Origin of the sequence: Curtobacterium sp. VKM Ac-2852, assembly GCF_013205045.1 — a bacterium.
Classification (GTDB): domain Bacteria; phylum Actinomycetota; class Actinomycetes; order Actinomycetales; family Microbacteriaceae; genus Curtobacterium; species Curtobacterium flaccumfaciens.
Genome location: NZ_JABMLI010000001.1, coordinates 274,748 through 294,703, shown reverse-complemented (window position 1 = coordinate 294,703; position 19,956 = coordinate 274,748). Strand labels below are relative to the sequence as shown.

Here is a 19,956-nt window from a genome sequence, read left to right as displayed (position 1 = left end):
CACGCACCGCGGCGTCCGTGGTGCGTAACCAGCCACGACGGCAGCCACGAAGGAGTGCACGCATGAGCGTCCGGATCATCCACGTCGGTCTCGGAGGGTGGGGCGGCAACTGGGCCCGCACCGCCATCCCAGAGGTGTCGGAAGTGCAGGTGGTCGGGATCGTCGACCCGTCGGCGCCGACGCTCGAGGCCGTGCGGACCGACCTCGGGCTCCCGGCCTCCGCGGCGTTCGGGTCCCTGACCGAGGCGCTCGCCGCGGTCGAGGCGGATGCCGTCGTCATCACCGCCCCGGCCGTGACGCACGTGCCGCTCGCGCTCGAGGCCCTCGACGCCGGCAAGCACGTCCTGGTCGAGAAGCCGTTCGCCAACACCACCGACGAGGCCGTCACCGCGGTCCGTCGCGCCGAGGAGCTCGGCCTGGTGCTGCAGGTCAGCCAGAACTACCGCTGGTACCCGGCACCGCGGGTGGTGCAGGAGATGCTCGAGGCGGACGTCGTCGGCGAGGTCTCCGCGATCAACGTCGACTTCCGGCAGTGGGACAACGACCAGCCCGCCGAGACGTACCCGCACTACCGGTTCCCGCACGCGATGATCAACGACATGGCGATCCACCACTTCGACCTGCTCCGGATGATCACCGGGCAAGAGGCGGTCCGCGTCTTCGCCAAGGCCAGCTACCCCGCCTACAGCAAGTACCAGGACGAAGCGGTCGCCTCGATGATCATCGAGCTCGACGGCGGCACGGTCGTCAACTATCGCGGCAGCTGGCTGAGCCGTGGCCCGCGCACCGCCTGGGCCGGCGAGTGGAGCATCGAGGGCGAGGACGGCGAGCTCTGGTTCACGAGCCGCGACGGTGAGCCGAACGCCGTCGACGGTGACCGGGTCACCGTCCGCCGCACGCAGGACGACGTCGCCGAGCCGGTCGAGCTCCCCGTGCTCGCGCACACCGACCGCCAGGGTGGGCTGCAGGCGTTCGCCCGCTCGGTGCAGGGCGGCCCCGCTCCCGAGACGAGCGGGCGCGACAACCTGCGGAGCCTCGCACTGATGGAGGCCGCCGGCCGCTCCGCGGCGTCCGGTCTGCCCGAGGACGTCGTCGTCCCGTCCTGACCGCGACCACCCACGGCCTGGAGGCGCGGGGCGGGACCGCCCCGCGCCTCCAGGCCGGCTCTGGTCGCGTCCACCGCGTCGGCGACGTTTCGCGCATGTCCCTACGGCGGCGTTTCGCGCCCACCGACAGTCCACGCGTCAGAGCGCCCGTGGGGTGTCGCTGAGCGCGTGGACTCGCGAGCCGGTCGCCGCGTCAGGCGGCCCCGGCCACCCGCCGCGCCTGCGCGACGGCCCGCCGCACGCCGAGCGACCAGCCCGGCCCGTGGCCGGGCAGCACGTGCTTCGCCTCCGTGTCCGCGAGCCGGTCGAGCGACGCGACCGCCGTCTCGACGTCGGAGGTCGCCGCGGGTGCCACGATCCGGGGTCCGATCCCGCCCGTGTACGGGTCGAAGGTGACGAGCGCGTCTCCGGCGATCACGGCGTCGCGGTCGGCGAAGTGCAGCGCCACGTGGCCGTCGGTGTGCCCCGGGGTCTCGATGATCCACGGGTTGCCCGGCACGTCGGCGCGGCTCTCCATCGGTTCGGTGTCCGCGATGCCGTCGACCGTGACCGCACCGGCCAGCAGCATCCGGCCCAGGGGGCGCAGCCCACCCGGGTGGAGCGCGACGAACCCGAAGCGGTTCGTCTGCGGCCGGTAGGAGTACGGGTGCGCGGCGAGGTGCCGATCGCCCGGGTGGACGAACACGGGCGTGCCCCAGTCGCGGTGCATCCGTGCGGCGGTGCCGACGTGGTCGAAGTGCCCGTGCGTGAGCAGGAGCCCCTCGACCTGGTCGGGCGTGTAGCCCAGGTCGTGCACGGCGAGCTGCAGGTGCGGCCATGCGGCGGGCAACCCCGCGTCGACGACGAGCAACCGATCGCCGGTCTCGACGAGGTACGTGTTGGTGTGTGCGATCTCGAGGCGGTGGATCCCCTCGGCGGCGTCCCGGAAGAGCATGTGCGGCACGGTAGACGCGGCCTGCTGGGCACGATCCCGGGTGGGACGTGTACGAAATGGGGAATGGCCAAGGACAGTCTGCCCGAGCTCGAACTCGCCAACGTGCGCACCCGTGAGGGCATCACGGACACCGTGACGGAGCTGAAGCGACGCGCGGACCTGCCCGCCCGGACGCGGCTCGCCGTCGCCAAGACGAAGCAGCGGTGGCACCGCGACCCCACGCCCCTGGTCGCGATGGGCATCACCGGACTGACCGGCGTCGCGGCGATCGTCCTCGGCATCGCGCTCCGGAACAAGCCCGCCGGGCACCTTGCTCAGCCGCCGGCGAACTCGGCCTTCACCGCGCTGCTGCCGTTCGGCGCGCGTGGCGACGCCCCCTCGGCGAAGGAGCAGGCGCAGGCAGGTCGCAAGGGACGGAAGGCGCGGGCCAAGGCGGCCGAGGAAGCCCTCGGGCGTGACCCGGCGCACCGCGGCCGCGTGAAGCAGCAGGTCGGCATCGCGGCGGTGCAGCGACGGGCGAACAAGAACCGCAAGCAGGCGGTCAAGCGGTCGAAGCAGGCCGTGAAGGCGAGAGGGTAGTCACATGGCGCACGAAGAGCACAAGCCGGACCCGGACGACGCCCGGAAGCCCGACAACCCCACCGACCTCAAGAAGCCGACGCTCGTCTACACGCTGAAGAAGACGCTGCGCGAGTTCACGAGCGACCAGTGCACCGACCTGGCGGCGAGCCTGACGTACTACTCGGTGCTCGCGCTGTTCCCCGGGCTGCTGGCGGTCGTGTCGCTGCTGGGCCTGGTCGGGCAGGCCGACAACACGATCAAGACCATGCTGCAGATCATCGGCAACATCGGGTCGGACCAGGTCGTGGACCTGATCAAGGAGCCGCTCGAGGGACTCGTCCGCTCGCCCGCCGCCCCGATCACGTTCATCGTCGGTGTCGTCGGTGCCCTCTGGTCGGCCTCCGGCTACGTGGGCGCGTTCGGCCGTGCCATGAACCGGATCTACAACGTCCGCGAGGGCCGCCCGATCTGGAAGCTCCGCCCGACCATGCTCGGCGTGACCGTCACCACCGTCGTCCTGCTCGTGGTCGGCCTGCTGGTCCTGGTGAGCGCTCCGCTCGCCCGTAGCTTCGGGGACGTCATCGGCCTCGGCGACGTGGCCGTCACCGTCCTGTCGATCGTGCAGTGGCCGATCCTGCTCGTCATCGCGATCATCGTCGTCGCGGTGCTCTACTACTGGTCGCCGAACGTCAAGCAGCCGAAGTTCACCTGGGTCAGCGGCGGCTCGATCCTGGCGCTCCTCATCTGGATCATCGCCAGTGTCGGCTTCGGGTTCTACGTCGGGAACTTCTCGAACTACAACGCCACGTACGGCTCCCTGGGTGGGGTCATCGTGTTCCTGCTGTGGATCTGGATCACGAACAACGCCCTGCTCTTCGGTGCCGAGTTCGACGCCGAGATCGAGCGGGGTCGCGAGCTGCAGGCCGGCATCCGCGCGGAGGAGGACATCCAGCTCCCCGAGCGCGACACCCGCCAGATCGAGAAGCAGGACGAGAAGCGGGCGCAGGACGTGCTCGAGGGCATCCGCATCCGCCAGGGCGTCGACAACGACTGAGTGTCGTTCGTCCGATCGGCGCTGAGCGGCGCTGACGGGCGCTCTCCGGGTCGGGACGCTACGGTGCGAGCGTGCCGTCCTTCCTCGAGGGGCTCCCGTTCCGGTGGCTCGTCCTCGCGCTCTTCGTGATCGTGTTCTGCCGTGCGCAGGCCACGTACTGGGTCGCGCGGCTCGCGGTGACGGGGGCGTCCCGATCGCGGTGGGGCGGCTGGCTGCGCTCGCCGGCTGTCCGTCGCGGTTCTGCACTGCTCGATCGCTGGGGGTTGCCCGTCGTGACGGTGAGCTTCGTCGTGGTCGGCCTGCAGACGGTGATGAACGCCGCAGCGGGGCTGGCACGGGTCGCCTGGTGGCGGTACACGATCGCGATGGTTCCGGGATGCGTGGCCTGGGCGTTCCTGTACGCGACGGTCGGCCTCGCCGTGTTCTGGGCGGTCGTCGCGGCGCTCGCCGGCTCGCCGTGGGGCATCGCGGCGCTCGTGGGACTGGTGGTCGTCGCCGGCGTGGCGCTGACGGTCCTGCGTCGTCGCCGCGACCGCACAGGAGGCCCGGCCCGGCTTCCGTAGGCTGGCCCACGTGACGACAGACCAGCTCCAGAACCGTCCGGTCGCCCTGGTGACCGGAGCCACCCGCGGCATCGGCCGCGCGATCGCCGCCGACCTCGGCCGCACCCACCACGTGCTCGTCGGCGGCCGGTCCGCCGACGCCGTGGACGCCCTCGTCGCGGAGCTGCCGAGCGCGGCGCCGTTCGTCGGTGACCTGGGTGCGGGCGAGGTCCCGGCGCTGCCCGATCGGCTCGACGTCCTCGTGCACTCGGCCGGTGTCGAGCAGGGCACCACCGTCGCCGACACCCCGCGCGCGGTGTGGGAGCAGGTCTTCGCGACGAACGTGTTCGCGGTCGCCGAGCTCACCCGGTCGGCGCTGCCGGCGCTGCGGGCGGCCCGGGGCATCGTCGTGCCGATCAACAGCGGCTCCGGGTTCCACTCGGGCCCCGGCGGCGGCGTGTACGCGGCGTCGAAGTTCGCGCTGCGGGCCTTCGCCGATGCCCTGCGCGAAGAGGAGCGGGCGAACGGCGTGCGGGTGTCGAGCGTGCACCCGGGCCGGACCGACTCGGACATGCAGCGGCAGCTCGTGGCGAAGCTCGGGGAGTCCTACGACACCGACTACTACCTGGCGCCCGAGGACGTGGCCGCCGCGGTCCGCACCGTCGTCGACCTGCCCGAGCGCGGCACCGTCGAGTCACTTGCGATCCGGCCGACCCGACGGCGCTGACGCCCGTCCCTCGACGGGTCACCGCAGCTCGATCCGGTCGTCGAGCTCGAGCCGTTCCAGGAACGTCTCGTCGTGGCTCACCACGACGAGTGCTCCCCGGTAGGCCCGCAGCGCATCGACGAGCTGGTCGACGCTCGTCAGGTCGAGGTCGTTCGTCGGCTCGTCGAGCACGAGCAGCTGCGGCGGCGGGTCGGCGAGCACCAGGGCCGCAAGCGCCACCCGGAACCGCTCCCCGCCGGACAGGTCCCCGGCCGGGCGCTCGACGGTGTCCCCGCGCACCAGGAACCTCGCCAGCCGGTTGCGGACCTCGGCGACGGGCACGTGCGGGGCGTCCCGGCGCACGTTGTCGAGCACCGTGGCGGTGTCGTCCAGGGTGTCCTTCCGCTGCGGCAGGTACGCGATCCGGTCGACGTGGGCGACGGCCCCGGTCTCGGGCAGCGGGTGCTCCCGGGCAGCGGGGTCGCCGACGAGCTGCTCGAGCAGGGTGGACTTGCCGACCCCGTTGTCCCCGGTGACGGCGATCCGTTCCGGCCCCTGCACGACGACGTCACGACCCCGCACGGTCACGGTGGCGATCCGACGCGATGCCGGTACGTCCGGGTCGGGCAGGGTGACGTGGATCGACTCGTCGTCGCGCAGACGGAGCTCGGCCTCGCGCTTGGCGGCGAGGGCGGCAGCTTCGTCGTCCGCGTACCCGACGCGCAATCGGCCGGCGGTCTCCTGCGCCTTCTTCCGCTGCTCGTTCGCCAGGATCTTCGGCATCGAGCGGCCCGCTTTCTCGCCGGCCTTCGCACGTCGGGCGATCTTGGTCTCCGCCTCGATGCGCTGCCGCTTCTCGGTGCGGTGCCGCTGGTCGGCGACCCGGACCTCGCGCTCGACGGCCGCCTGCTGCACGGCCAGGTGCTCCTCGAACGCGCTGAACGTCCCGCCGAACACGGTCATCGCCCCGGCGCGGAGCTCCACGGTCTCGTCGACGTGCTCCAGGAGTTCCCGGTCGTGACTGACGAGCACCAGGGTGCCGCGCCAGTCGTCGACCAGGTCGAGGAGCAGCCCGCGGGCCCGGCGGTCCAGGTTGTTCGTCGGCTCGTCCAGGAACACGATCGGCCGCGCGCGCAACCGGACCCCGGCGACGGCGACGAGCACCGACTGCCCGCCGGACAGCGTCGACACCGGCCGGTCGAGATCGGTGCCGTCGAGCCCGACCCGGTCGAGCACCGCGGCGGCCCGTTCCTCCAGGTCCCAGTCGTCGCCGACCGCCTCGAGCTGCGCGGCCGTGGCGTCGCCGGCCAGGACGGCCCGGAGCGCGGTGAGGGTGGGCCGGACGCCGAGCAGGTCGGCGACCGTGTCGTCGGCGCTGGCGTGCGCCCACGCCGCCGGTTCCTGATCGACGCGCCAGCGGCGATCAGGCCGTGCCGGTGGGGAGAGGCGTTGCGGCAGGTGGTCGACGGGACCCGACGTCGCGATGCTGCCCGACGTGGGGTGGAGCTGGCCGATCGCGAGCCGGACCAGCGTGGACTTGCCGGCCCCGTTCCTCCCGACCAGGCCGGTCCGGCCACGTCCGAAGGCGGCGGTGAGGTGGTCGAGCGCGACGGTGCCGTCGGGCCAGGCGAAGGTGACGTCGTGCAGGACGACGGACGGACTGGTGGGCATGGGGGTGTCTCCCGGTGTCGATGCTGGGCGCACGACACCGAGGCCACCGCGGTGCGGTGGAGCGCCCGACGGGGCGCGCGATCACGGTGTCAGCGCGTGGGCTGAGCGGTACCGGTGATCGACAGCAATCCGTCTGCTTCCGTCGGGGGACCCCCGTGTCCGCCATCCGTTCCGCCGGTCGGTCTCCCGCCCCGGCGGCCCCGCGATGACGACGAGGTGACCTCCACGGTAATCCCGTGACACGGGCACCCGCAAGGGATGACAGGCTGGGGGCATGCCGGAGAACCTGTTGCCGACCCCGTCGTCGAACCCCGAGACCCTGCTGCCCGCCGAGCCGGAGGTGACCGCCGCGATCGAGGCGGAGGCCCCCGTCGCCAGCGTGGTGGTGTCCTACCCGTCGTCGAGCCTGGCGTGGGCGCTGCTCGCCGACGAGGCGTGGGCGCGCGGCGCGACCCTCGAGTCCTACGCGTACGCCCGCGTCGGGTACCACCGCGGGCTCGATGCCCTGCGCAAGGCCGGCTGGCGCGGTGTCGGCCCGGTGCCGTGGTCGCACGGCCCCAACCGTGGGGTCTTGCGGGCGCTGTTCGCCCTGCGCCGTGCCGCCGAGGCGATCGACGAGCCCGGCGAGCCCGAGCGCCTGACCGATTTCCTGAACGCGAGCGACCCCGAGGCCCTGCGCGCACTTTCCGCCGGCGCGTAGGCGTCGCGCTCCGCACAACCAAAGTCACCTCGAACCGCGGCAACCCGTGGTTCGAGGTGACTTTGGTTGTGCATGGGCACGGGCGCCGGCGCGTCGGAGCGTCGGCGCGTCGGCGGCGCCAGGCTGGCCGTCTGCGCAGGTCAGCGGTCGTCGCTTGCGGCGTCCGACCGCCGAGCGGCTCGACTCGCGACGACGCCGCTCACGATCAGGAAACCGAGCGCGAGTGCCATCCCGATGGGCAGCGCGGCCTCGACGATGCGCGTTGACGCCACGACGCTCAGGACTCCCGAACCGATCAGCGCTGCAGCCCCTCCGTGCAGCCACGCTCTGGCAGCACGGTGACCGGCCGTCCACGCTGCCTTCGATCGCATCACGGAAGCGAGGCGGATCCCGGCACCGCCGTTCGGGCCGAGGACGCCGCGCGCCGTCAGCTCGGCGACGGTGGAGACGACCAATCCGCTCGCCATGAGCATCACCGCCGACAGGAGCACCTGCCTACTGAAACGTGCAATTCCAGTTGTGTCAAGGTGTGTCGCGGGGCAGCGCCACTGCACGGAGCACAACCAAAGTCACCTCGAACCGCGGCAACCCGTGGTTCGAAGGGACTTTGGTTGTGCGAGCGAGCGCCGAACCCCGCGCCGCCGACCCCGACTAACCCAGCAGCACGCTCCAACTGAACGCCTGCGGCCAGAGCTGGTGCTCCGGCAGTACGTCGAGCCCGCACGCCCGGCTGCCGAGCCCGTGCTGCGCGGCGTCGAGGTACAGGTACAGGTGGTCCGACGTCGGCAGCTCGTACGGGTGCTCGGCGCGGTCGATCTGCTGCGCGGTCCACGGCGACAGGGTGAACCCCGCACGGTGCGACCCCACGGTCGACACCGTGAACGGCCCGACCGCCAGCGACCGGAGCGACGGCCGGTGCCCGGTCTCCTGCGGCCGCGAGTACTCGACCCCGAGCGACCGCACCGGAGCGGTGAACCGGCCGACGCGAGCAGCGTGCGACGAGTCTGCGTAGGACTCGAGCGGCCCGGTACCGAACCACGTGGCCGTCTCGTCGGCCAGCCCGGCCGGCAGGTCGAACCGCACCCCGATCCGCGGCCACGTGACGTCCCAGGCACCGAACGGCACGGCGTCGGTCTGCAGCACGAGCCCCTCGGACGTCAGGGTCCAGCGGTGCGTGACCTCGAGGCCCCACCCGCTGTTCGCCGCCGCGACGCGGACGCGCTGCTCCAGACCGGAGTCGGTCCGCGACACCGACACCAGCCGGTGCGTCAGCCGGTCCAGCCCTCGGTCGCGCCAGCGCGACGCGGACGGGGGAGCGGTCGGGTCGCCGACACCGTGCGTGAGCACCGGGTCCGCGGTCTCGTAGCCGCCCTGTGACGCCAGGCTGTCGTTGTCGGTCGGTGCACGCCAGAGCTCCAGACGGGGCCCGGCGACCTCGTGGCCCTTCCAGGACACCAGGTCACCGCGGGCGCTGAAGGTGCCGTCACCGAGTCGGTCACCGTCCCACCCCTGCCGGGAGGCCCGTGGTGCGTCCGCCGCGCGCGCCGCGACGAGCCGCTGGGTGCGTGCGACGACGTGGCCGGTGTCCGACCAGGCGGTCGGCCCCGCCAGTTCCACGGTCAGGTCGAACCAGAGCTCGTCGCCGGGTGCGAGGTCGGACGTGGCCGCGTCGAGCACCTCGGAGGGCACCGGGACCGTCGCCGACTCCCGGGCGGCGACGATGCCCGTGGACAGGCGCCCCGAGGCCTCGACGACGCCGTTCCGCGACAGGGTCCAGCACAGCCGGAGCCCGGCGGTCGAGGCCGAGTGGTACCGGTTCTCGACCAGCACCGTGGTGTCCGAGACCGCCAGGCGGATCGGGGCCACGACGGCGGCGAACTCGGCGAGCCCTGGTGTCGGGGTGTCGTCGGGCAGCACCAGGCCGTCCATCACGAAGTTGCCGTCGTGCACGACCTCGCCGAAGTCCCCGCCGTAGGCGTAGAAGTCCTCGCCTGTGGGCGTCTTCGCGAGCAGGCCGTGGTCCCGCCACTCCCACACGAACCCGCCGTGCAGCCGTGGGTACCGGTCGACCAGGGCCTCGTACTCGGCGATCTGCCCGGGGCCGTTGCCCATCGCGTGCACGTACTCGCAGTGGATGAAGGGCTTCGACCGCTGCCGTGCGGCCTCGGCCGGGCCGCAGCCGAGCAGGGGCGTCGGGGTGCCGCCGCCGATCGACTCGGTCTCCTGCAGCGTCGGGTACATCCGCGAGTAGACGTCGGTGTACTCGCCCGTGTAGTCGCCCTCGTAGTGCACCGGGCGCTCGGGGTCGCGGTCGTGCACCCACTGCGACATCGCCGCGAGGTTCCGGCCGGTGCCGGACTCGTTGCCGAGCGACCACATCACGATCGACGCGTGGTTCTTGTCGCGCTCGACGGTGCGGGCGATGCGGTCGAGGTAGGCCTCGGCCCACGCCGGGTCGTCGGAGGGGTTGCCGACCCAGTCGGTGAACAGGAACCCGTGGGTCTCCAGGTCGCACTCCAGGATCACCCAGAACCCGAGCTCGTCGGCCAGGTCGAGAACGCGGGGGTGCGGCGGGTAGTGCGAGGTTCGGATGGCGTTGACGTTGTTCCGCTTCATCAGCGCCATGTCGGCGCGGGCGTGCTCCTCGTCGAACACCCGGCCGCGCACGGGGTGGGTCTCGTGCCGGTTCACGCCGTGGAAGACCACGCGCTCGCCGTTCACCAGGAACCGGTCGCCGACGATCGACACGGTGCGGAACCCGAGCCGGAGCGACACCGTCTCGCCGCCCGAGCCGCCCGAAGCGCCCGAGCCGCCGGCCGCGCCAGCCGCCGCGGAGCCGGTCGACAGCGTCGCGTCGTACAGCTTCGGCAGCTCGGCAGTCCACGGCTCGACGCCCTCGACCTCGATCGGCGCGACGTCGTCCGCCGTGGTCCAGGTCACGTCCACGCCCAGGTCGGGCACCGCGAACCGCACCGGGAACACCGCGTCGAGCGTCGGGAACGTGATCGTGCCGGTCCCCGTCTCCGGCCGTCCCGACGCCGCGGTGCCCGCCGACGCAGCCGTGCCGAGCGTCGCTCGCCAACCGGCACGGACGAACACGTCGTCGATCGGCGCCGTGGGCCGAGCGAGCAGGGTGACGTCACGGAAGATGCCCGGCAGCCACCACTGGTCCTGGTCCTCAAGGTAGGACGCCGCCGACCACTGGTGCACCCGGACCGCGAGCTCGTTCGCCCCCGGGCGCACCAGCTCGGTGACGTCGAACTCGGTCGCCAGGCGCGAGCCCGTCGACCACCCCACGAGCGTCCCGTTCAGCCACACCCGGAAGTGCGACTCGACCCCGTCGAACCGCAGCAGCACCCGGCCGGCACCGTCGAACGACGACGGCAGCTCGAACGAGCGGCGGTGGTCACCGGTCGGGTTCTCCTCCGGCGGGTGCGGTGGGTCGATCGGGAACGGGTACTGCAGGTTCGTGTAGCTCGGAGCGCCGTGCCCGTGCAGCACCCAGTGCGACGGCACCGGGAGCTCGCCCCAGGCCGGGTCGTCGTCCTCCCCACCCTCGGTCGCGAAGTCCTCGGAGACCGAGGCGACGGGCGACCACCGGAACCGCCAGTCCCCGTTCAGCGACAGGGACGGGGCGTCGGTGTGCAGCCAGGCACGGGGTGCCAGCCGCGAGTCGGAGCCGGGTGCGGTGGACGAGAGTGCGGAGTGGGTCAACCCTTGACCGATCCTTCCGTGAGGCCTCCACGCCAGAAGCGCTGGAGGACGATGATGGCGATGACGAGCGGGATGACCGAGACGAGCACCCCGCCGGTGGTGAGCTGGTAGAACTCCGGCAGGCGGTCGACCTGCGAGCGCCAGTTGTTCAGACCCAGTGTTATCGGGTACAGCTTCTGGTCTGCCAGCATGATGAGCGGCAGGAAGAAGTTGTTCCAGATCCCGACCACCTGGAACAGGAACACGGTGACGAGCGCCGGGGTCATCTGCCGGAGCACCACGGTGTGGAAGATCCGCAGTTCGCCGGCACCGTCGATGCGTGCCTGTTCGAGCAGGGTGGTGTCCACCGACGCGGCGGCGTACACCCGGCACAGGAACAGGCCGAACGGCGACACCAGGCTCGGGATGAGCACGCTCCAGTAAGTGTCGGTCAGGCCCATCGACGAGAACAGCAGGAACAGCGGCAGTGCCGTCGCGGTCCCCGGCACGAGCACGCCGCCGAGGATCGTGCCGAACACGAACTGACGCCCCCGGAAGTCGTACTTCGCCAGCGCGTACCCGCCGGCTGCGGCGAAGTAGGTCGCCAGGACGGCACCGACGCCGGAGTACAGGATGCTGTTCGCGATCCACCGGACGAAGATGCCACCGTCGTAGGTGAACACCTGCTGCAGGTTGCTCCAGAGCGCGAACTCGCCGCCGAACCAGAACCCGTTGGTCGAGAACAGCGCGCCCGTGGTCTTCGTCGCGGCGATGACGACCCAGTACAGCGGGACGATGAAGTACAGCGCGACGACGACGAGGATCCCCGTGACGACGATCTGCGAGCGTGGGGACCGGTCGAGCTTCCGGCGCTGGTGCGCCGAGATCGACGTGGTGTCCACGGGGACGGCGGACTTCGCCGTGGCCGGCGCTTCGATGGCTTCGCTGGTCATCGGTCAGTCCCTTCGGTGGTCGCGACGCGACCGGCCTGGAGGACCGGGTCGGCTTGGGTGGTGACCGTGCTGCCCGCCGCAGCGCGCGTCTGGAGCGCGGTGCGGGCCTCCCGGCCGTCGCGCCGTGCGCGCTTGCGTCGGTCGCGTTCGTCCTTGGGTGGTCGGTTCGTCAGCGCGAGGAACGTGAACGACAGGATGAACGCGGCCAACGCGATGATGACCGCCTGCGCACTCGCGACGCCGTACTCGTTGAACGCGAACGCGTTCGTGTAGGCGGCGTAGTTCGGCGTGTACTCGGTGTCGATCGCCGGGGCGACCGTCGACAGGATCTGCGGCTCCGCGAAGAGCTGCAGGGTGCCGATGATCGAGAACACCGTCGTGAGCACGAGGGCCGGCGCGATGAGCGGGATCTGGATCCGCCACGCGACTTGGAAAGCGTTCGCTCCGTCCACCTTGGCGGCCTCGTAGACCTCGCCGGGGATGGACTTCAGCTGCGCCACGATGATGAGCATGTTGTAGCCGGTGTACGTCCACGTGACGATGTTCGCGATCGACCACAGCACGCTGTTCGCGCCGAGGAAGTCCGGCTGCAGCCCCATCGACTGCAGCAGCGACACGATCGGTGACAGGCCGGGCACGTACAGGAACGACCACAGGATCGTGGCGATGACCCCGGGGACGCCGTACGGCATGAAGTAGATCGCCCGGAAGAAGCCCGGCCAGCGGGCGCTCGCCGACTCGAGCAGCAGCGCGAGGATCGTGCAGGCGATGATCATCACCGGGACCTGGACGATGCCGAAGAGCAGCATGCGGCCGATCGAGGCGACGAACCCGCTGTCCTGCAGGGCGATCGCGTAGTTGTCGAACCCGGCGAACCGGCCGACGACGCCGTCCTCGCCGAACAGGCCCTCGCGGTCGACGGTGGTGAACGACTGGAACAGGGCGCTGATGATCGGGATGACGAACGTCAGCAGGAACAGCGCCAGGAACGGGGCGAGCAGGATCCACGGGGCACGCTTCTGCGCGCTCGTGGCCTTCGTGCTCGTGCGGAACGCGGGGGTGCCGCCGGCCGGTCGACCGGTGGACCGTGGGGTGGTGGTCTGCTGGGTCATCGTGCCGTCCTGACGCTGAGGCCCTTGTCCTTGAAGGACTGGACGATCTCCCGCTGTGCGAGCTCCACGGCGTCACTGAGCTTCAGGCCCGAGGTGAGCTTGCGGCGGAACTGGTTCTGCAGGCTGGTGAAGGCCGACTGGGTCACCGGGGACCACGACCAGTCGATGTTCTGCTCCTTCGAGGCCGGCACGAAGACGTCCTCGTTGTAGTTCTGGCCGGAGAACCACTTCGACGGCTTCTCGCGCTGCGCCCCGATGTAGTCGACCGCGGGCGACCAGCCGATGCCGCAGTACTTGATCATCGCGTCGATGCCCGCCTTCGAGGTGGTCATCCACGTGATGAACTCGAGCGCCTCCTTCGGGTGCTTCGCGTTCGCCAGCACCGCGGCGGTCGAACCGCCGATGGCGCTCGAGCCGAAGCCGTCGGCGCCCCACTTCTGCATCGGGGCGACCTTCCACTTGCCCTCGCCGCCCTGCACCGACTCGATCAGTGCGTCACCCCAGCTCGCGCTGGTGACCGCGGCGATCCTGCCGCTCGCGGCCGCGGCGTACCACCCGGGGGAGTACGCACCGGCACTCGTGTCGACGAGCTTGTCGTCGATCACACCGTCGAAGAAGTCCGCGACCATCAGGGTCCTGTCGTCGGTCATGTCGACGACCCACTCGTCGCCGTCGACCTTGAACCAGCGCGCGCCGGCCTGCTGTGCGTACGCGGCGAACGGCGAGGCGTCGGCGACCGGGAACACCTCGAGGTAGTTCTGCTTCCCGGTGCTCCGGACCTTGTCGGCCAGGTCACGCCACTCGTCCCACGTCGTCGGGGGTTCGCCGCCGGCCTGCTCGAGGATCGCGGTCTGGTAGTAGAACCCCATGGGGCCGGTGTCCTGCGGGATGCCGTAGATGCCGTCGACGAACGACACCTGCGCCCACGCGGCCTCGTCGTACTTCGACTCGAAGTCCTTCGCGCCGTACCGGGCCAGGTCGACCAGGCCGTTCGCGAGCATGAACTCGGGGATCTGCCGGAGCTCGACCTGCCCGATGTCGGGGCCGCCGCCGGCCGCGAGCGCGGAGTACATCTTCTGGTACCCGCCGCTGTTGCCGCCGGGGATCCAGTTCGCCGACACCTGGATGTTCGGATGTGTCTCGTTCCAGACGTCGCAGACCTTCTGCAGGTCCTTGAGCCAGGCCCAGTAGGTGAGCTGGACGGTCTCACCCGAGGCCGCGGCGGGCACGAGGGCCGCCTTGTTGACGTTGGTCGAGCCCGGGACCGCACAGCCGGCGAGGAGTCCCGCCGCCGCGGTGCCGAGGCCGAAGCCCAACAGGTGTCGTCTCGTGATGGGTCGTGGTCGTGGCGCCATTGCCGCACTCCGTTCGTCGTTGATCGGGGTTGTCCACACCCAACCACAGAACCGAACGCCGTTGTGGTTTCGTGACCGTACCGACACTGCGCGTTCCCGGCGCACCTTGGAACGGCCCCAGGCCCGGGCGCGGACGGTGGGGTCACAGAGCAGACACCGACGCCCCGGACGGCGAAGGCCGCCGGTGGCACGACCGGGAGGAGAAGCGATGATCGAACGCGGGAACACCACCCATCGCCCCGAATTCGACGAGCAGCTCGCGCACGAGGCGCAGAGCATCGTCCAGGGGCACGGTAGCAACGCCCACGTCGAGGAGTTCCGGCAGTCCGAGCCGGTCCCCGACGACACCGACAGCCCGGAGGCCCTCGCCGCGTCGGGCTACGACGGCGAGCTCGAGGGCGAGCTGCAGGACGACACCACCGACGTGCTCCCCGAGGACGACGCCGACCGTGCCGACCCGCTGCCCACCGGCGAGGGCGACGGAGCCGACGCGACCGTGTACCGCACCGAGACCGGGGAGGGCAGCGCCGATGGCTCTGACGCAGAATGACGCGCCGCACCTGCAGTCCGGCATCGCCGAACGCCTGAAGCGCGGGGGCACGTGGACGTGGGCCTACGTCGACGCGTCCGGTGACCGTGAGGACCCGCAGCACCTCGCCGCCCTGCAGCGCCGGAAGGCCGAGGACGTGCTGCGGTCGGCCGGGGCGGACGCCGAGGTCATCGACACGGTGATGGCCGAGCTCGAGGAGACGCCGGGGGTGCCGGCACCCGTCAGCCGGTACGTGCTCGTGCACGACGGCGAACTCGTGCTCAGCGAGGTCCTGCCCGGCGCGATGCACGCCCCGACGTCGATCGGCCACGACCCCGTGCCCGACCTGCTGCCGCTCCTGGCGCACCGGCCGCTCGACCTGCCGTTCCTGATCGTCGAGGTCGGTCGCGAGGGCGGCGGCTACCGCGCCTACCGCCTGGGCCACGCCGACGTGCCGGACCGTCGCGACGAGCAGCGCGTGCAGGGCCGCACCGACACGCTCCACAAGTTCCAGGGCGGCGGCTGGTCGCACCTGCGGTGGCAGCACCACACCGAGGAGATCTGGCGCGACAACCAGAACGAGGTCGCCACGGCGGTCGACGAGGCGTTCCGGCGGCTGCAGCCGAAGCTCATCGTGGTCGCGGGGGACATCCGCGCACGGGGGCTCCTGCTCGACCAGTTGTCCACCGAAGCGCGCGCCGTCGTCTCCGAGGTCCCGGTCGACACCCGGGCGTCGGACGCGTCGGAGACCGCGCTCGTCGAGCACGTCGACATCGCGCTCGCGCGGGTCATCGCGACCCGCCGGCACGACTTCGAGGACCTGCTCCGCACCCACGTCGGCCGCGGGGACAACCAGACGGTCACCGGTCTCGGTTCCGTCGTCGAGGCGCTGCAGCAGGCGCAGGCCTCGGTCGTCGCGATCGACGCCGCCGCGATCGGCGACCGCACCCTGCTCGCGCTGGGAGCGGTGCCGTGGATCGCCACGGCACCCGAGCAGGCGGCGGGGGCACCGGTCATCGGACCGGTCCCGGCCGTGTGCGCGATCGTCCGGGCGGTCGCCCTCACCGACGCGGAGCTGCTGCTCGTGAACGCCGCGTCGCTCCCGAACGGCGCGCCCGCCGCGGCGTTGCTGCGGTGGCCGGTGGGACCGGCGGTGCCGGCCGCCTGAACGGTGACCGGACGACGGACGGGAGGCCCGGTGCCAGCTGGTACCGGGCCTCCCGTCCGTCTCGGCGCGGCTCGCGCTCAGTCGTGCGAGCGGTCGCGGCGGGGCACCAGCGGGACCGCCAGCAGCGGGAGCACCGCCACGATGCCGAACGACGCCGCGAACCCGAGCGCACCGACCAGTGCCCCGATGCCCGGACCGACGGCGCTCGCCGCGATGAACTGCCCGGTGTTCTGCGCCCCGAGCGCCCGGCCCGACCAGAACGGTCCCGCCGCCTCGGCGACCGACGTGTAGGCGAGCCCGTTGTCGGCGACCGTCACGCTCGTCGCGAGCACCAGGAACACCGCAGCCCCGGCCAGGTGCGTCGCGTCGACGACCGGGAGCACCGCCATCACCACCGCGGCGCTCACCGCGACGATCCGGAGGGGTCCGACGCGCGACCCGGCCCGGTCGCTCCAGCCACCGACCAGGATCCGGCCGATCGCCCCGACGAACTGCGCGGCGCCGACGAGCAGCCCGGCCGCCGGTGTCGACCAACCGAGGTCCACGAGCCAGACGAGTCCGTACGTCGACAGGGTGAACTGCGGCACCACGAGCAGGACCGACACCGCGTGCACCCGCCACAGGAAGCCGCTCGACCGGTAGGGGTTCGCGGTTGCCGTCGTCGCCACCGTGGCCCGGGCAGGGCGTGGCGGGTCGGTGATCCCGATCGCGCAGCACACGGCGAGCACCGCGCACAGCACGATCGGCAGGACCAGGGCCGCACGGATCCCGGAGCCCTCGGCGAGCTGCGGCACCGTGACCGCCGCGAGCGTCACCCCGAGCGGCTGCGACATCTGCCGGATGCCCATCGCGAGTCCCCGGCGCTCCTTCGGGAACCACCCCACCACGACCCGGCCGCTCGCGGCGTTCGTCGAGGCACTCGTCATGCCGCCGGCCAGGAACGCCAACCCGAGCAGCACCGGGTCGCCCGCAGCCAGCCAGGCGGCGACCACGGCCAGCGTGGTGAGCACGAGCCCGCCGGCGATGACGACGCGCTCGCCGAACCGGTCGGTGATCGCGCCCCAGGCGATGAGCGTCAGGACCATGCCGAAGGTCGGGGCGGCGGCGAGGACCCCGGCGACCGGCAGGGAGGTGCCGCGGGTGAGCAGGTGGGGGATGAGGAGCGCCGGCGCGGACACGACGAGCGTCCCCGCCGCCTGGGCCGCGACCCCGAGGGCGAGCATCGTCCAGGCGCGGGCGGAGACCGGCGGCGTCGTGGTGGATCGCTGCGGGGCGTCGGTCGTGGGCATGGGTCGTGTCGGCCGTTCGTCGTCGTTCCATCGCGGAACGGATTGGTATACCAGAACGGTATACCATTCCCGCCGTCACGCCGCTAGGCTTGTCCGCCGTGACCGACACGACCGACGCCGCGCCCGTGTCGCAGACGGCCCAGCTCTACGACAACCTGCGCGCAGCCATCCTGACCCTCGACATCGCACCGGGGGAGCGCATCTCGGAGCGGGGGCTCGAGGCACGGTTCCACGCCTCGCGCACGCCGGTCCGCGCCGCACTGTCGCGGCTCGAGCGCGAGGGGCTCATCCTGCACGAGGGTCGTTCGTGGACGGTCACCCCGATAGACCTCGACGAGATCGCCTCGCTCGCCGAACTCCGCGGCATCCTCGAGCCCGCTGCCGTTCGGCTGGCCGTCCAGCGCGCCACCCCCGAGCAGTTGGCGGAGGTCCGTGGGCACCTCGATGCGCTCCGGCCCACCCCCGACCAGCAGGCCGGCATCCGGATGGGGTCGACGTTCCACCTCGACCTCGCCGCGCTCGGTGGCAACCGGTTCGTCACCGACGCCATCGCCGACGCCCTGACGCGGCTCGAGCGCACGCGTTGGATCGAGGTCCGCACGCCCGAGGCGCGCGACGCCGCGTGGGACGAACACAGCGCCATCATCGACGCCGTGCGCGACGGCGACGCCGACCGCGCGGCGGAGCTCGTGGCCGCCCACGTCGCCGGCACGAACGACCGGTTGCTCAGCTGGATCGCGCAGGAGCGCCGACGCCTGCGTGGAGCGGGCATGACGATCGTGGGCGCGACCGAGGGCTGAGTGTCCGCGGACGTGAGTGGTCTGCGGGCGCCTGCCCGGGCCTCCTGGCCGTGTCCGGGGGGAGGCCGGGCGCGAGCCGCTAGCGCAGGTCCGTCGTCTCCTGCGGCGCGTCGAGATCGTCGAACGTGCGGATCGAATCCGTGCGTTCGAGCAGCGCGTCGCGCACCTCGGCCTCGTCGTGGCTCGCGCGGAGTGCGAGCTTGCTCCCGGAACGTGTCGACTGTGACATGTCGTGTCCTTCCCCTGCGTGTGGGCAACCTGATCGGTGCGGGCACGCGGCCCGCTGGTGCGCTTCCTCACGGGACGTACTGAGGTCGGAACAGTGTCGCGCGACCCCCGCTGTCCCGCAAGCGTTTCCGGCACCGTGTGGAGAACTCCCGGGACACGGCATGCCTAGGATGGTCCGGCCGCACAGCGCGAGGCGCGGCACCAGCGGACGTCGAAGGGGAGGCACGGGTTGGCCGACCAGCGCACCGCACCTCCCACGGTCTACGACGTCGCGTCTGCAGCCGGCGTGTCCATCGCCACCGTCTCGCGCGTGCTCCGCACGCCCGACGCCGTCCGCGAGGGCACCCGGGACCGCGTGCAGGCGGCGATCCGGAGCCTCGGGTACGTCCCGTCCGGCAACGCCCGGGCCCTCGCCGGCAAGCGCACCGGCGTCGTCGGACTGCTGCTGCCCGGGTTCGACGTGGTGCCCGACGAGCGGCCGGACCTGGTCACCGACGGCGGCGTCCGCGTGGTCGACGACCGGCGGCACGTGACGCAGCCGTTCTCGTCCAACCTGTACTTCGACGAGGTCCTGCGCGGGGCCGAGACCGAGGCCTGGCAGCGGGGGCTCGCGCTCATGGTCGCCGCCGGGCGGGGGTCGTCGCGCGACGTCATCGTGAACGACGTCGCCGGCCGGGTCGACGGGCTGGCCGTGCTGGCACAGACCGTGCCCGACGACCTGCTCGAGCACGTCGCCCGCCGCATCCCCGTCGTGGTGCTCGCCGACGACCGGCGCTCGCACGGGTTCGACTCGGTGAGCGTGGACAACGCCGCGGGCATGCGGACCCTGGCGTCACACGTGATCGGGCGCCTGGGGATCCGGTCCCTCGCGTACGTCGCGGGGCCCATCGACTCGCCCGACGACATGGAGCGCTCGGCGGGGTTCCGCGCGGCGCTGGCCGACCACGGGGTGCCGGCCTCGACGGTGCGCACCGTGCACGGCGACTTCGGGCGGGCTCGGGCGCGGGAGCTCGCGGTGTCGCTGCTGGCCGACGACGTCCCACGCGCCGTCGTCTGCTCGAACGACCAGTCCGCGCTCGGGGTGCTCGACGCCGCCGCTGCCCGGGGGCTCCGCGTGCCCGAGGACATCGTCGTGACCGGGTTCGACGGCATCGACGCCGGTCGGTTCTCGTCGCCGCGCCTGACGACCGTGCACCAGCCGATGGGGGCGCTCGGCCGTGCTGCCGTCCTGGCGATCGTGGACCGGCTGGAGCGCCGCGAAGGGCCGCCGCGCGCCGTGCGCCTGCCCGTCGAGGTGCTGCTGCGCGAGAGCTGCCCGCCCGCGCTGTAGGCGCGCGGCGGCTCGCACCGTGCGAGGGGCGTGTGGTGCGAGCTTCCGTGTTCGGTGCGAGCCTCGCGACCTCGCACCACGGACGGAACCTCGCACCACGCGCGACGCCCCTCGCACCGTGCGACGCCCCTCGCCGACGGCACCTCGCACCGTGCCACCCCGCGAAACAACACCCGCGCTTGCACGCCGCGATGTAAGCGCATACATTGAGCACGTACCGACTCG

At 72.0% G+C, this 19,956-nt stretch carries 19 protein-coding genes; 10 read left to right on the top strand and 9 right to left on the bottom strand.

Annotation, left to right across the window (positions count from 1 at the left end; genetic code table 11):
- Positions 1-62: 62 nt before the first annotated feature.
- Positions 63-1,106: a Gfo/Idh/MocA family protein gene (locus HQQ79_RS01380; RefSeq protein ID WP_027464923.1), complete on the top strand. Its 1,044-nt coding sequence runs from the start codon at positions 63-65 to the stop codon at positions 1,104-1,106.
- A gap of 193 nt (positions 1,107-1,299) precedes the next feature.
- Here the strand turns inward: HQQ79_RS01380 and HQQ79_RS01375 are convergent, their stop codons facing one another.
- Complete coding sequence (locus tag HQQ79_RS01375) at positions 1,300-2,040, bottom strand: MBL fold metallo-hydrolase (RefSeq protein ID WP_173032252.1); 741 nt, start codon at positions 2,038-2,040, stop codon at positions 1,300-1,302.
- A gap of 63 nt (positions 2,041-2,103) precedes the next feature.
- On the opposite strand from HQQ79_RS01375, the gene HQQ79_RS01370 reads away from it, so the two are divergent.
- From HQQ79_RS01370 to HQQ79_RS01355, 4 genes are all read left to right on the top strand, one after another.
- The gene (locus HQQ79_RS01370) at positions 2,104-2,619 is read left to right on the top strand and encodes a hypothetical protein (protein WP_173032251.1); all 516 of its coding nucleotides are present in this window, start codon (positions 2,104-2,106) and stop codon (positions 2,617-2,619) included.
- 4 nt (positions 2,620-2,623) lie between these two features.
- Positions 2,624-3,655, top strand: coding sequence for a YihY/virulence factor BrkB family protein (locus tag HQQ79_RS01365; RefSeq protein ID WP_111094900.1), 1,032 nt, complete (start codon positions 2,624-2,626; stop codon positions 3,653-3,655).
- A 71-nt stretch (positions 3,656-3,726) separates the two neighbouring features.
- Entirely contained in the window at positions 3,727-4,218 is a 492-nt protein-coding gene (locus HQQ79_RS01360; RefSeq protein WP_027464919.1) for a VTT domain-containing protein, read from the top strand.
- A 10-nt stretch (positions 4,219-4,228) separates the two neighbouring features.
- Positions 4,229-4,924, top strand: a complete 696-nt coding sequence (locus tag HQQ79_RS01355) for an SDR family oxidoreductase (RefSeq protein WP_173032250.1) — start codon at positions 4,229-4,231, stop codon at positions 4,922-4,924.
- Between the two features lie 18 nt (positions 4,925-4,942).
- On the opposite strand, the gene HQQ79_RS01350 is transcribed toward HQQ79_RS01355, so the two are convergent.
- Positions 4,943-6,574: an ABC-F family ATP-binding cassette domain-containing protein gene (locus tag HQQ79_RS01350; RefSeq protein WP_173032249.1), complete on the bottom strand. Its 1,632-nt coding sequence runs from the start codon at positions 6,572-6,574 to the stop codon at positions 4,943-4,945.
- Positions 6,575-6,848: 274 nt separating this feature from the next.
- Here HQQ79_RS01350 and HQQ79_RS01345 point away from each other — a divergent pair, with 274 nt between their 5' ends.
- On the top strand, positions 6,849-7,274 hold the full coding sequence (locus HQQ79_RS01345; RefSeq protein WP_138802464.1) for a DUF3151 domain-containing protein: 426 nt from the start codon (positions 6,849-6,851) through the stop codon (positions 7,272-7,274).
- Between the two features lie 140 nt (positions 7,275-7,414).
- Here the strand turns inward: HQQ79_RS01345 and HQQ79_RS01340 are convergent, their stop codons facing one another.
- The 5 genes from HQQ79_RS01340 to HQQ79_RS01320 all read right to left on the bottom strand — a co-directional run bounded on the left by HQQ79_RS01340 (position 7,415) and on the right by HQQ79_RS01320 (position 14,348).
- Positions 7,415-7,765: an SdpI family protein gene (locus HQQ79_RS01340; protein ID WP_173032248.1), complete on the bottom strand. Its 351-nt coding sequence runs from the start codon at positions 7,763-7,765 to the stop codon at positions 7,415-7,417.
- Positions 7,766-7,925: 160 nt separating this feature from the next.
- A complete protein-coding gene (locus tag HQQ79_RS01335; protein WP_173032247.1) occupies positions 7,926-10,988 on the bottom strand; it encodes a glycoside hydrolase family 2 TIM barrel-domain containing protein in 3,063 nt (1,020 codons plus the stop codon).
- The gene (locus tag HQQ79_RS01330) at positions 10,985-11,920 is read right to left on the bottom strand and encodes a carbohydrate ABC transporter permease (protein ID WP_138802466.1); all 936 of its coding nucleotides are present in this window, start codon (positions 11,918-11,920) and stop codon (positions 10,985-10,987) included. The genes HQQ79_RS01335 and HQQ79_RS01330 overlap by 4 nt, the downstream gene beginning before the upstream one ends.
- Entirely contained in the window at positions 11,917-13,032 is a 1,116-nt protein-coding gene (locus tag HQQ79_RS01325) for a carbohydrate ABC transporter permease (protein ID WP_173032246.1), read from the bottom strand. The genes HQQ79_RS01330 and HQQ79_RS01325 overlap by 4 nt, the downstream gene beginning before the upstream one ends.
- Positions 13,029-14,348, bottom strand: coding sequence for an ABC transporter substrate-binding protein (locus tag HQQ79_RS01320; RefSeq protein WP_254066047.1), 1,320 nt, complete (start codon positions 14,346-14,348; stop codon positions 13,029-13,031). Before HQQ79_RS01320 ends, HQQ79_RS01325 begins: the two co-directional genes overlap by 4 nt.
- A gap of 247 nt (positions 14,349-14,595) precedes the next feature.
- Between HQQ79_RS01320 and HQQ79_RS01315 the strand changes: the two genes are divergently transcribed.
- Positions 14,596-14,937: a hypothetical protein gene (locus HQQ79_RS01315; RefSeq protein ID WP_173032072.1), complete on the top strand. Its 342-nt coding sequence runs from the start codon at positions 14,596-14,598 to the stop codon at positions 14,935-14,937.
- Positions 14,918-16,084, top strand: coding sequence for a Vms1/Ankzf1 family peptidyl-tRNA hydrolase (locus HQQ79_RS01310; protein ID WP_110864925.1), 1,167 nt, complete (start codon positions 14,918-14,920; stop codon positions 16,082-16,084). Before HQQ79_RS01315 ends, HQQ79_RS01310 begins: the two co-directional genes overlap by 20 nt.
- 77 nt (positions 16,085-16,161) lie before the next feature.
- On the opposite strand, the gene HQQ79_RS01305 is transcribed toward HQQ79_RS01310, so the two are convergent.
- Complete coding sequence (locus HQQ79_RS01305) at positions 16,162-17,373, bottom strand: MFS transporter (RefSeq protein WP_173032244.1); 1,212 nt, start codon at positions 17,371-17,373, stop codon at positions 16,162-16,164.
- Positions 17,374-17,471: 98 nt separating this feature from the next.
- On the opposite strand from HQQ79_RS01305, the gene HQQ79_RS01300 reads away from it, so the two are divergent.
- Positions 17,472-18,173, top strand: coding sequence for a GntR family transcriptional regulator (locus HQQ79_RS01300; RefSeq protein ID WP_231495634.1), 702 nt, complete (start codon positions 17,472-17,474; stop codon positions 18,171-18,173).
- A gap of 79 nt (positions 18,174-18,252) precedes the next feature.
- Here the strand turns inward: HQQ79_RS01300 and HQQ79_RS01295 are convergent, their stop codons facing one another.
- Positions 18,253-18,402 (bottom strand): hypothetical protein, encoded by a 150-nt coding sequence (locus tag HQQ79_RS01295; protein ID WP_155896754.1) that lies wholly within the window; start codon positions 18,400-18,402, stop codon positions 18,253-18,255.
- A 228-nt stretch (positions 18,403-18,630) separates the two neighbouring features.
- Between HQQ79_RS01295 and HQQ79_RS01290 the strand changes: the two genes are divergently transcribed.
- Positions 18,631-19,731: a LacI family DNA-binding transcriptional regulator gene (locus HQQ79_RS01290; RefSeq protein ID WP_173032243.1), complete on the top strand. Its 1,101-nt coding sequence runs from the start codon at positions 18,631-18,633 to the stop codon at positions 19,729-19,731.
- Positions 19,732-19,956: the final 225 nt, after the last annotated feature.